The following is a 12,753-nucleotide window of genomic DNA, read 5'->3' as shown; positions in this document are numbered from 1 at the left end:
GAGAATGGTGCTTGGTATGTTTAGCATTCAATTTAAGACGTTTGCAGGTTTTGCTAGGAAATGCTTCTGCCAGTTCTCCGACAACCTGCTAGCTAGTTTCATAACCTTCAATGCGTCCACTTACCTTGAGTATGTCTGCTCTCGGTTGCGGCTGTAATCTCCAAAATAGATAACCAATACCTGCGATCGTCACTATTGACTAAGATCGGAAACTTCATTTTCACAAAAGCTGAGATCGAAAATTTTTAATCGTTCCATAAATAAAGATATTGTTGGAAAAAAGATATATTGCTGAAAGTTTTTCACAACTTTCAGCAATTTGTCTATCTCAAATGCATTGTAATGCACTGTAGAACTAAAGCATATTTACGCAGAAACTGATTGAGAGATAGAGCTAGAACTGGCTGAGTTAAACGTTCTGGAGCGGAAGCTAGTTGAATAAGCAGAAGTAACAGTGGAAGTTGATGTGATAGCCAATAACTTACCAAAAGCAGATGCACCAGAGAAAGCTTCTGCAATTGCTAATCCACCTTGAATGTTCTCATTTTCAAGAACGCTTTCTAAATGAGAAAGATCATTGATAACCATGATTTGACTTTCCTAGTAATTAGTAAAATTAACTTGTTTGCTTTTGTGTCACTACAAAGTATTTTTTGTGACGAAAGAATAATAACACTATTAGAAATTAATAAATAGTAGTTTTACATAAATTTTATTTTTTGGTTACGAAAATCAAAGAACCTTATATTAGCAAGCTATCTTTTTATATTCAATAAACTATAGATTTTATCAGAAATTAAGCATTGACAAATTAGACTAAAATTGTGGTAGTTTTACATAAATTTTATTTTTTTGGTTACGAAAATCAAAGAACCTTATATTAGCAAGCTATCTTTTTATATTCAATAAACTGTAGATTTTATCAGAAATTAAGCATTGACAAATTAGACCAAAAGTGTATAAGTGGAAGCAGAAAAAGAATACGTGATGCCTACGCTAGTCCACAGGCAGGGTGGTTTCATACGAAAAAAGAAAAATATATAAAGTCTTGATTTCCCATTTTGTGGCATGGCTTTTTACCCCGGTTCCATTCCTCTCTCACGGGGCTATGGTATGACACAAGTCTTCTAGAGTTGCTCCACAGGCTTTTGATCCCCCCAACCCCCCCTTAAAAAGCTACGGTGTATACACCTGACTTTTCACGGTATCTGGAAAACCTCACTTCTATTTCTCTCTTCCTTTAAGGAGAGAGACTTTGAATTTTCCCCCTTCCCGACTCGGGAAAGGGGTTAGGGGGTTAGGTCAATCGTTGGCTTTTCCACATAACGTGAAAAGTCAGGTATACACAAGTACTAAAATCCTTGCCTGGGGAGATACAAGCCGAGATGGGCAAGGTTTTGAGTTAAATCTTACTGATTATCAATGGTGTCGGATTATTGATAGAGGTATACACTTCGTGCGTTTACACAGTTAGATTTAATGGGGGCCGAAGAGTTAATTCAAAATTCGTATGGGCTTAAGCTGACGGCAGAGGTTCTTGGGATAGTTGGTAAATTGCTAATAGTTGGTAAATTGCTATCTGAACCTAGCTGAACCACAATTTCTAATTGCTCGATTTGTTGCTTTAACCAACCAAAAAATAATTCTTGCTGTATTTGAAAGCGCATCTGTTCGTCTAATTGCGGTTGAATGATTTCCTCCACCCAAACCAAATAGATCCCTTTCTGTGTACTGATGGGTTTGATAACCTGTGGTGGATTTGCAGCAAATACCGTAGTAGCAATTTCGGGTCGAAAATCTCTACGGTGTCGAATACCTTGATATCCTCCCGCACGACGAAGTTCTGGATTTTGGATGTAAGAGCGAGCTATTTCTGGAAAGCTGATTTCGCCTTCTTGGAGAGCATAAAATAGTTCCAAAGCTAAATCTCTATCTTCTAGGATGACTTCATATGTAACAGCAGCAACATAATCGAGTTGGTGTTGGTAAAAGAAGTGTTCGACCTTATTTGCAAATAGAAAATTTGCCAACTTTCGAGAGAGGATGTTGGTCTGGATTGAGGTTTCAAAATCGTCTAGAGAGAGATGATATTTTTTCAGCCATGCCCAGGTGTCAGCAGCTTTAACAAGTCTTTGCTCAAACCGGATTTTATCTGCTTCCTCCTGTATTTCTTCTGGTGTGACTGTAATTTCTGCTTCTAGGGCTGCTTTGGCGATAATTTTGTCGGTAGCAACAGCTTCCAATACACCAGAGATTTGGCAGGAAAGTTTAAGCTTATGAATTATATCTTCTTGAGAAATATTCAAAATGTTTGACATGATGAGGAAGCACTGATGATTGTAAACTAAAGCTCTAAACCACTTTTTTGAAATTTCTTAAATGGGTCTAACATGTAGTCAATCATGCGGCGTTGGCGGACAATGACTTCAGCAGTGGCTGTTTGTCCAGCAGTTAATGGGATATGCTTGTCACCATTTTTGATATAGGGCTGCTTTAAGGTAATTTCTAATTCATAGGTTTCTATATTGCCTTGAGGTGTTTCCCTAACTTTAGAGTCGGGAGAAATCCAATTGAGTTTTCCCTCCACGATGCCATACTCCTGAAATGGATAGGCATCAAACTTAATTTTGACTGGCATTCCCACTTTCATGAAGCCGCTTTTGGTGTTGGGCATATTAGCTTTGAGTACTAAGCCAGCATACTCAGGTGCTATTTGAGCAATTCTCTGGCCTATTTGTACTACAGCTCCTGCCTTGGTGATAGGCAATTCAAAAATCACACCATCAATAGGCGATCGCACCACTCGTTGGCGCAATTGAATCTTGATGGATATTATCTCGCTTCTGGTTTGAGCAATTTCTGATTTTAGGGAGTTTATTTGTGTTTGTAGTTCTTTGAGTTGTGCCTCTATTTGAAGTTCTGCCAGCTTACCTGCATGGATCAGGCTTTGATAATTGCGTTGTTCTTGTTGCAAGCGCAGAGAAGCTTGTTGGATCTCAGACTGAGCCTGAAGAAGAGTTTTCTGATAGATGTTCTGTTGTTCTTGAAGGCTGGACTGAGCTTGAGAAATCTCGGTTTTAGCTTTGAGAAGAAGTTCATAATTTTCTTTTTCCAACTGTTTTATTTCACTGAAGCGGTCTTGTGAAATGACACCTTGCTCATAGGCTTTTTTATAGCGTGGAACTTTTTCTTGAGCACCTCGGAAACTAATCTCGGCTACTTTATATACTGCTTTACCAGAACCGAGAGCTTGCTGCGTCTGGTCAACTTTAGCCAATTGTTGTGCTTTCTGAAAGTTATAAGTAGCTTTGAGAGTATTCAGATTCTGTTGTACCTGCTCAATTTGAGAAAGTTTTGCCAATTGTTGAGCTTGGTTTTGTTGCTTTTGGGTCTGCACAGAAATTATCAATTGGTTTTTGAGTATTTCTAAAGAACTTTGCCGATTTTGCAGCCCTTCAAGCTTTAAGTTTGCTTGTTCGAGTTGAGTTTTTAGAACATCTGAATCCAACTCTAGTAGAACCTGTCCTGCTTTTACGGTTTCGCCCTCTTTAACCCTAACAAAAGTAATACTCCCACTAGCTGGAGTATCTAATTTTTGGGTAGCGCCTTTTGGTTCTATGCGCCCGCGAGCGTTACCTGTTTCATCGACTTTGGAGAGCATTGACCAAGGTAGGGCGATCGCAATAAAGCCGAATAGCACATACAGCAAAGAGCGCGTCCATAGGCGTGGTAAAGCATCTAGCAGTTCTTCAGTGCCATAATGCCAATCCTGAGCCTTATTGGGCGTCTCTATTTTGTTCTGAAGATCAAATGATTCTGCATTATCTTCTGGCTGGGTGTATTTTCTATACTCATTTGGTTCCTGTTTGGAAAACCCAGATGATGAATTGAGAGATGGGTGTGGCATATTTTGCTTCAACTCAATCTGCTTGAGCAAGTTGTTGTTGGTTGAGGTAGTAGTAATGACCTTTTTTGGTAATTAACTCATCGTGTGTACCGCTTTCGATTAAAATGCCTCTGTCTAACACTAGGATGAGGTCAGCATTACGTACCGTAGAGAGGCGATGAGCTATTATCAGGCTGGTACGCCTTTTGAGAATAGTATTCAAGTTGTTCTGAATAATCCGTTCTGACTCTGCATCAAGATTGCTGGTAGCTTCATCGAAAATGAGGAAACGAGGATTTCCCAACAGGGCGCGGGCAATGGCTAAACGTTGCCGTTGACCACCGGACAGCATTCCGCCGCCTTCACCAATTTGGGTTTCGTAACCCATCGGTAATTTATGAATAAATTCATTAGCACCAGCCAGAGTCGCCGCCTCAATAATCTCTTCTAAAGAAGCTTCTGGATGAGCAATACTTAAGTTTTCCCGGATCGTACCACCAAACAAGAAAGTATCTTGATCAACAACACCGATTTGAGAACGCAGCGACTTGAGAGAAATACTCGTCACATCACGATCGTCGATTAAAATTTTACCTTCGGTGGGAGGATATAACCCCAATATTAACTTAGATAGGGTGGTTTTCCCAGAACCACTCCTTCCTACCACCGCAACAGTCTGCTCAGGTTCGATTTCAAAACTAAGATTTTCCAGTACGTTCGTCTCGCTTTCTCCGTGATAGCGAAAGGTCACACTTTCAAAGCGAATGCGACCACAAAATTTTATCAAAGCCTGACGGGGTGAGGCAAACAAGTCTTCCTCCGGTTCTGCTTCCAACACGTCGTTAATGCGTTCGGCAGAAATCATGACTTCCTGCAACTGATTCCACAGGACACTTAGGCGCTGAAAAGGATGGATGACATTGCCTAGCAGCATATTGAAGGCGACTAATTGCCCAATGGTGAGTTGGTTTTGAATCACCAGCGATGCTCCATACCAAAGTAATCCTGTAGTTATTAATGTTTCAATCGTTGCACTAATAATTTGCAGGCGATTGGCAACAACTTGTGCTCTAAACCCTTTTTTGATGAGTTTATTTAACAGTTCTTCCCAGTGCCAACGCACTGTTTGCTCAATTGCCATTGACCGTACAGAACGAATTCCTGTTAGGGATTGAATCAAATAGCTATTTTCTTCTGCACTAGCCGTAAAAATCTCTCGGGAAAGACGACGCAAAATGCTAGTGGAAAACAGGGCTAGCAGGAAAAATGGCGGCACAATCAATAGCACGAGCAATGCCATCTGCCAACTGTACCAAAACATTAATCCGACATAAATAAACACTGTCATCAAGTCCAAGCAAATTGACAGTGCTTCGCCTGTAAGAAAACGCTGAATTTTCTGATTTTCTTGGATGCGAGAAACAATATCCCCCACGTAGCGCGACTCAAAAAAGGAAAGAGGCAAGTCGAAGGTATGTTTGATAAAACCTACCAACATTGCTACTGAAACACGGTTGGCTGTATGGTCTAACAGATATTGCCGCACGCCGTTAATAATGATGCGGAACAGACCAAAAATCAGCAACCCAAACCCGACAGCGTTGAGAGTGATTGTGCTACCTTGCACAATCACTTTGTCTAACAACAGCTGCGTGAATAAGGGCGTTACTAGTCCAAATACTTGAATTAGTAACGAAGCCAAGAAAACTTCTAGCAGTACTTTTGAGTAAGGTTTGACTAGCTCAAAAAACTGCCACAATGATGCCTCGCCTTCTTCGGCTTGTTTAAAAAGTGCTGTGGGTTGCATAAGCAATGCATAACCAGTCCACCCTTCCTTGAACTGAGCATGGGTCAGGCTCAGTTGACCAATGGCTGGATCAGCGATAATCACCTGTTTCTTGGTGATTTTATAGACAACAATGTAATGCTTCCCTTTCCAATGGGCGATCGCTGGTAGAGGTTGCTGTGCAAATTTATCTAAACTAGCTTTCACAGGTCGAGTTGAAAAACCAAGGCTTTCTGCTGCTGCGGCTAAAGCTCTTAGAGAAGAACCACTGCGATTGACATTAGCTTGCTCTCGTAGGCGATTGACGCTAAATTGCTTACCCCAATAGCGACCAATCATTACCAAGCAGGCTGCGCCACAATCTGCGGAACTTTGTTGGGCATAGAAGGGATAGGTTTTAGTGAGGCTTCCCCACAGCTGCCTTACCTTGACTTTAGGGCTGGGGAAGTAAGGCAGAGATTTCTTTTGCTTTTGTTTTGGCGATGGTTCTCGCTGGGGAAAAGAAATGATGTTATCAGAAGAAGTTCTTTGCTCTGGTTTTGGCTTGCTGTAAGGTGTCTTTTGGTTCTCAACAACAGCTTTTTTCTCTTCAAGTTCAACAAATTCTGACAGTTGTTGCCAGTCCTCTTTAGCTGTTTGCCAATTTGAATCTCGGAGAATGTAGGCTACTACTGGTTGCGTGACTTGCCAAGCACCAGGTTTTACCTCTGAATAAATTTTGCCTGCTGTTAAAACGTGACCTTCAGAATTTTGCAGTTCTCCTTTTTGCAACAGCAACAACTTACAATCTTTTGGTATAATTTGTTGCTTTAAAGATAGATCGTGCCGCTCAAATAAGGATAAGGCTTTGAGTATTCCTGGTACATCCAATGGGTTGCTTGGTAGTTGCGAGTTTTGACGATATAACATCACCAAATCCCATAGTTCTGCGCGTTTAAATAGGCGATCGCCAATCCCAGGATTGTGGTCAATTAACCCTTGCAATATCTCTTGTTTGAGATAACAAAGCTTGAGATTAGTTGAGGCTCTAACGGCATATGGCTGGAAAGCTTCTTGTGCAAACAGCGTCGCTTCTCCAAAAGATGACCCTGCACTCAAGGTCGTGATTAAGTTTTCCTGATTATCCAGCACTCTAGCTTTTCCAGCCAGAACGATGTAAATGCCTGGGTTCGCTGCTGTTGTCAGCCAAAACTGCTTTGCCACTGGTGGCTCAAAGATTTCTGCCAATTTTAAGCAGCTAGCAATTTCTTGCTCTGAAAGTTTCTCGCCCAAAATAAGGGTAATCTGCTGATCTAGCAGTTGTTGGGAAAATACTGATGGCATTACCTCATCTCCACACAAAGTATTAGTTTTTGAACTGAACCGGAAACTATTAAAAGACAAATGAAAACTAAACTCTGGTGGGTAGAGAATTCGCAAACAAGAGCAGCAGGATCTTTAGATACTGTCTGACATAATGTATAGGAATCATATTTGATTTTTGAAATTATCTATGTAGGTGGGGAGTGGGGAGTAGGTAACGCGATTAATCGCGTCTGTACAAAGTAGGGAATATGGAATCACGCTTTTCGAGTTGAGGGCTTTTTTCAGAAATCAAATCATAGTCCTATATATAAAAGTTAATACCTAACTGTTAAAAGCTGACATTCAGCACAGCTAGAGCGCTTAGTTTATCTAGACAAAGTAAATACTCCTCAATTATTCATGTATTAGCTTCTATTTTATTTAGTAGAATTACGTACAAGTTGTCAAGATACCTTTACGATAAATTTATATTTTCCGTTTAGATGAAAGGAACTTAGGACTTACACATTGACCAAAAATTTTATCCATGTGTAGGCGGCACAAGTATTGCTGAGATTTTCCACAATCTACTCATGCACAACTAAATAAGTCGGCGCGATAAAAGCCATGTCTGCTTAGTTTTGTACTGTAGAATGACCAATTTCTAAGCTATTCGCTAATTTTACATTTCGTCACATAGCTTGATTTTTTAACGCCGACCTACTAAAAGTGAATAAGTTTCTTTGCAATTTATATTAATTAAAAATTATGTTTTGAGAGCGCATTAACTGCAAAGGAACAAATGCTTGAAATTAACAAAATATATATGTTCTAATTGCCTGGCTATCTCTCACCATGAATCTACAAATACCACATACTTGCTTGATCAATACGGTTCGGTTAGTGATATTTTGTCCATGAAGATCCCCCCAACCCCCCGATAAATTGGGGAGCTTATAACCTTCTTTTACCCCCAATCGGGGGTCGCCGCAGGCGGGGGGATCTTAACCGAACCTTATTGCTTGCTTGATGGCTCTGTGAAAACTTTCAATTCCCCAATGGATATCATGAATTGTAACAAATTCAGTTTTCGTTAATATAGCAATCCGATTTGATTTCTGAAATTATTTGTGTAGAAAGGCATTAGGAATCAATCGCACTCAGGAGCAGTACTTTTTGTTAACTAACTGTAATTAGTGTTCCCACACTCTCATTTGCCAATCTATCCACCGCACATACGGCATAGGTTCCCGCTTGTTGGACGGTGGCGAAGGTTGTGCCAGCAGACAAAATTCGTTGAATTGTCCAAGTATCGCCAGTTTGCCGATAAAGTGTCCAGGAACGAACTGGCTGATTATCACCAGGCTGCCAACTCAGTTTGCGGTTATTGACTTGTAGTTGAATAGGTGGAGGGGGCGGTGTTGTATCCTGCCAAGACAAAGTTGGCGGTAGCGCAGGTTTGTTATAAAGCAGACTTTGGAATTTATCAGCAATGCCTTGACTATTTTCTGTCAAAACACCAACATTAAAGAAGATATTCCCCAGTGACAAATGTCCAGCTTGGCTACGACTAATTTTCACCTGCTTTTCAATCTCATCACTCTCGCGACTCTTGTTGCTTGGTTCTGTCAGATTATTGCCAGCGTAAACGTGTCTTTGCTTTGTATTTACTTCTGTCCACCACTTTAGCAACGCCGAATAACTTTGTTGTGGTTGGTCTGTGCGCCAGTAAAGTTGAGGCGCGATATAATCAATCCAGCCTTCTGCTAACCATTTCTTCGAGTCAGCATACAGCACGTTGTAAGCATCTAACCCAGTAATACCAGTAGGTTGTCCGGGGCGATAAATCCCAAAGGGACTAATACCAAATTTAACGTCGGATTTAGTTGATTTAATACCCTGATAGAGGCGCTGTACCATTCTGTTAACATTGTCCCGTCGCCAGTCGCCAAGGCTAAGTGTACCACCGCCTGCCTTATATACGGCGTAGGTTTTCTCATCGGGGAAAGGTTGACCGTCAATGGGATATGGATAAAAATAATCATCTAAGTGAATGCCATCAACATCGTAGCGCTTCACTACATCAAGAATTACGTTATAAGCTCTATCCTGAACTATTTTCAGTCCTGGGTCCATCCAGCGTTGAGTTTTCCACAAATAAACGCTTTCTGGGTTGGTAGCTGCTATGTGGGGACGGACTGTTTTAGCTGGGTTGGTGGAAGTACTGGCGCGGTAGGGGTTGAACCAAGCATGGAGTTCAATATTGCGCTTATGACATTCTGCGATCGCAAACGCTAAAGGATCATAAAATGGTTCTGGTGCTTGACCCTGAGTTCCTGTAATCCAGGCACTCCAAGGCTCTAATTTAGATTCATATAAAGCGTCTCCCTCCGGCCGCACCTGAAAGATAAGGGCATTAAAGTTTAGCGCTTGTAATTTACTAATAATCTCACTGAGTTCAGCTTTTTGTTGGGCAACAGAAAGTCCTGCCTTAGAAGGCCAATTACTATTCCACACAGATGCTACCCACGCTCCCCGAAATTCCCGGCTATGACTTACCCTAACGCTACCGATAGGTGCAGGTGTTGGTATGGGTGTGGGTATTGGCGTTGGTGCTGGCGTTGGTGCTGGTGTTGGTGCTGGCGGCTGCACTAGGTAACTAGAGACAATTTTTTCTGCTTGACCTAAATACACTAAAGCTTGATAAATAATCACTGCCACATCTGCACGGGTGGCTGCGAGATTGGGATTGAGTAATTTGATATTTGGGAAACTAACCACCAATCCGGCGCTGGTGGCAATAGCTACTTGATTTCTACCATACTCAGGAATCTGAACAGAATCTTGATAAATTTGTGGGAGTTGTAAGAGAAGGTCAGCTTTTACTTTGGTGGCAATTTCTAAGCCTCCTACCAAAGCAACTAAAACTTCCACCCTAGTAATTCGGTTAGCGGAACGGAAAGTTTTATCAGGAAACCCGCTAAGAAATGCTTTTTCGTAAGCTGCTTGAATGGCGGCTGCTGCCCAATAATTAGTGGGTACATCAACAAAGGGGACATACTGTCGCTTCTTGGAAACTGTCCCAAATGCGTTGGCGATAATGGCGGCAAATTCAGCGCGGGTAACAGAGTTATCGGGGCGATAAGTACCGTTAGGCAATCCATTGACAATACGACGTTGGGCTAAGGCTGTAATAAATAAGCGTGCCCAATGGTTTTGAATATCCGAGAAGGGAGTAGCAATAGATACCATTGTTGAAAAGCAGCTAGCTGGCCTTGATTTTGATTTCCTTAGCTAATTTAGCAATATCATAGCGATCGCTGCTGCAATGTCTTAGTAAACTGTCACTACTCAAAATTGGGCATTGGGCAAAACAGTGCTGAGTGCTGAGTCCTAAGTTAGGAGTTAGGAGTTATTCTCCTCTGCTCCCCCAATCCCCATTCCCTATTCCCCATTCCCTATCTACTACTAAGTAGGATTCGAGGTAGAACGCGCATTCAATGACAGCATTACGCGGGAAACGCCAGTGAAAATAATGCTAACACCAACTAGTGTGCCAAGAAGCCAGGGCGCATTAAAGGGCCACTGGAACCAAATCATTGCGCCTAAGACCAGCGTAATAATCCCATCACCTAATATCCAAGTCCAGTTCTCTTGCGGACGTAACTGGAATGCCAGAATTAACTCAAATGTACCTTCAGCTAGCAAAAAGCTGCCAAGCAACAGAGTTAGTGTGAGAATACCTGTAGAAGGATAAACAAACAGCATTATGCCGGTTGCAATATAAAGTCCGCTCAATAGAAGTTTCCAAAGAAAACCCCCTTGGTGGCAGGTTTGAGTGGCATAAACTAGTTTTGTAAATCCGGCGAAAATCAAAATTACCGCAATCCAAGTCTCAGCAAATAAGGTCGAGAGACTAGGCGCTGCGATCGCAATAACCCCTAAAATACTCAGGATAACACCACTTATGAGTGACCCATTAACATCCTTCTTAATATCTCTAGAAACATCAGTTGTCATACAAATCTTCTCCCTATTCTTAGACTAAACTCTACATTTAGGTTAGGGAATTTCTAAGTAACAGAGTATGAACCCTAAGATAGACTCATCAGTATTAACTTTATTGCGATCGCTACTAAAATTCACGATTATTGAAATACTAAGCCAATCATCTGATGATGTAACCCTCATAATACTTTTGCAAGATTACTTAGGCGTTCATAAACAGATATAAGACGATCTCCTTGAAGTTCAACAGAAGGATTTGGATAATTCTGAATGGCTCCAAGCAATGTAACTTGACCATTTTGTTGAATAGATGCACTTAAAGCACTTCGTAGCGCCTCCTGATTTAGTTGCCCTCCGGGAGGGTGAACTACCTCACCAATTTGGTTAACCAAAACTGGCCCTGCCCAGCTAGACAGTAAGCTATTTAAAAAGGCAGGATCGGCTTTTATCGCCGCTTTCAGTGCCTTACGAGCTTCTGCGGGGTCTTGTTGCGCCGCCTGTAAATAAGCCCTTAACGTCGGGGTAGTTGTGCCAGTTTCTGTAAACTGAGTTAATTCTTGAACAGATATTTGCCCCTGAAAAGTACCATACTTTAAAACAACTTGCTCGGCAGCATTAGCATTAGTACTTGAAAGTAGAACAATAGCACCTACGCCTAAAGCTACTGTTTGAGTAAGTAACTTAGTAAATTTCCTATTGTTTAATCGGTTGAAAAGTTGATAAATCTGCATTTTTCTAATTTTATAATGGTGCGGAGCGTAGATATGCACAAAATGCCCAAGCGTTATATTATTTCACCAAATTCCTGCTACAGATAGATGTTAGGGACGTACAGCTATACGTCACTACAGGCAATTTCTTCGTTGTAAAGATTTTTGGAAATGGTGTTATTAAGCCTTTTCGTTAGGCGAAGCTAATGAGGTAGTATTGATTTATCTTCATCTAGGGTTGGTGCAGGTATACCCAAATGCTTCCTTGCAGATTCTTCAGCTAGTTTTCGGTCTTGCTCGTTCTCGAACTGACTCTCATCTAATAACAAATGAGGATTTTTTGCCGCTTCATCTCGGCTTGGTTTATAGCCATTTTTCCACTTGTACTTCAAGTCCATAATTTGAAAGGCAGATATACTGCAATTTGATTACCTAGTTCTTCATAGTAGGGCCTTAATCGAACATGATACTCCTGCTATAGGTTGAAGAGATTCATTCAGAGGGTACAAATTTAACAGAATTTTTGAGTAATAATACTCCAATGGATAGGGCTTGATGGATTAGCACCTTTAGAAGAATTCATGAGTAGCGATCGCAAGTATGATAACTATGGTGATTAGTGGCGATCGCTGCTGGATGTTATATAAACAAATTTTAAAGTTGTAAAATTTGTTTGGTTTTATATTCTTATTCAATGAAATCATACAGTACTCAAGCCTGTAATTGTATCGAGTCTTTGACTAATATTAATTTTGCAATACGAGAGCGATCGCTATTGCTGTGTCATATAAAATTTCACACTTGCACAATTTGTTTGGTTTTATATTTTCATTCAAAAATTGATGTACCATTCTCTATGGGACGCAAGCTATGTGCAACCCTAATTTTTAATCCTTACGTATATTTACTAATTACTTTATCAAAAAGGCTAATTGCTTTATCAAAAAACCTGTTTACTTTCTCAAAATACTTAAATGCTTTCTCAAAAGAAGCTTTTGCTTTCTCAAACCCCAGTTTGCTTACTCATTTGAGTGTTTTCCGCAAGTAAAAGAAGCTTTTGCTTTCTCAAACCCCAGTTT

Annotated in this window: 9 protein-coding genes and 1 pseudogene; all 10 read right to left on the bottom strand. The window is 40.8% G+C overall.

All coding sequences use genetic code 11. The annotated features are described in order from the left end of the window. Positions 1-366 precede the first annotated feature (366 nt). The 10 genes and pseudogenes from V7K25_RS30985 to V7K25_RS30940 all read right to left on the bottom strand — a co-directional run bounded on the left by V7K25_RS30985 (position 367) and on the right by V7K25_RS30940 (position 12,378). Positions 367-588 (bottom strand): hypothetical protein, encoded by a 222-nt coding sequence (locus tag V7K25_RS30985; RefSeq protein ID WP_335163672.1) that lies wholly within the window; start codon positions 586-588, stop codon positions 367-369. A 911-nt stretch (positions 589-1,499) separates the two neighbouring features. Continuing rightward, positions 1,500-2,318: a peptidylprolyl isomerase gene (locus tag V7K25_RS30980; protein WP_335163670.1), complete on the bottom strand. Its 819-nt coding sequence runs from the start codon at positions 2,316-2,318 to the stop codon at positions 1,500-1,502. Between the two features lie 26 nt (positions 2,319-2,344). Next, positions 2,345-3,907, bottom strand: a complete 1,563-nt coding sequence (locus V7K25_RS30975; RefSeq protein WP_335163668.1) for an HlyD family efflux transporter periplasmic adaptor subunit — start codon at positions 3,905-3,907, stop codon at positions 2,345-2,347. A gap of 13 nt (positions 3,908-3,920) precedes the next feature. Then, positions 3,921-6,995 (bottom strand): ABC transporter transmembrane domain-containing protein, encoded by a 3,075-nt coding sequence (locus V7K25_RS30970; RefSeq protein ID WP_335163666.1) that lies wholly within the window; start codon positions 6,993-6,995, stop codon positions 3,921-3,923. A 719-nt stretch (positions 6,996-7,714) separates the two neighbouring features. Then, positions 7,715-7,843 (bottom strand): annotated as a pseudogene (locus tag V7K25_RS30965) (IS701 family transposase); the annotation flags it as partial. Between the two features lie 292 nt (positions 7,844-8,135). Beyond that, the gene (locus V7K25_RS30960) at positions 8,136-10,208 is read right to left on the bottom strand and encodes a glycoside hydrolase family 10 protein (RefSeq protein WP_335163664.1); all 2,073 of its coding nucleotides are present in this window, start codon (positions 10,206-10,208) and stop codon (positions 8,136-8,138) included. Between the two features lie 216 nt (positions 10,209-10,424). Then, the gene (locus tag V7K25_RS30955; RefSeq protein WP_335163662.1) at positions 10,425-10,976 is read right to left on the bottom strand and encodes an HdeD family acid-resistance protein; all 552 of its coding nucleotides are present in this window, start codon (positions 10,974-10,976) and stop codon (positions 10,425-10,427) included. A 167-nt stretch (positions 10,977-11,143) separates the two neighbouring features. Continuing rightward, positions 11,144-11,695, bottom strand: a complete 552-nt coding sequence (locus tag V7K25_RS30950; protein ID WP_335163660.1) for an alpha/beta hydrolase — start codon at positions 11,693-11,695, stop codon at positions 11,144-11,146. A 182-nt stretch (positions 11,696-11,877) separates the two neighbouring features. Then, entirely contained in the window at positions 11,878-12,072 is a 195-nt protein-coding gene (locus V7K25_RS30945; protein WP_335163659.1) for a bromodomain-containing protein, read from the bottom strand. Positions 12,073-12,243: 171 nt separating this feature from the next. After that, positions 12,244-12,378, bottom strand: coding sequence for a hypothetical protein (locus V7K25_RS30940; protein WP_335163657.1), 135 nt, complete (start codon positions 12,376-12,378; stop codon positions 12,244-12,246). Positions 12,379-12,753: the final 375 nt, after the last annotated feature.

The organism is Nostoc sp., assembly GCF_036919495.1.
GTDB lineage: Bacteria > Cyanobacteriota > Cyanobacteriia > Cyanobacteriales > Nostocaceae > Nostoc.
This window is presented reverse-complemented; position numbering and strand designations above follow the sequence as displayed.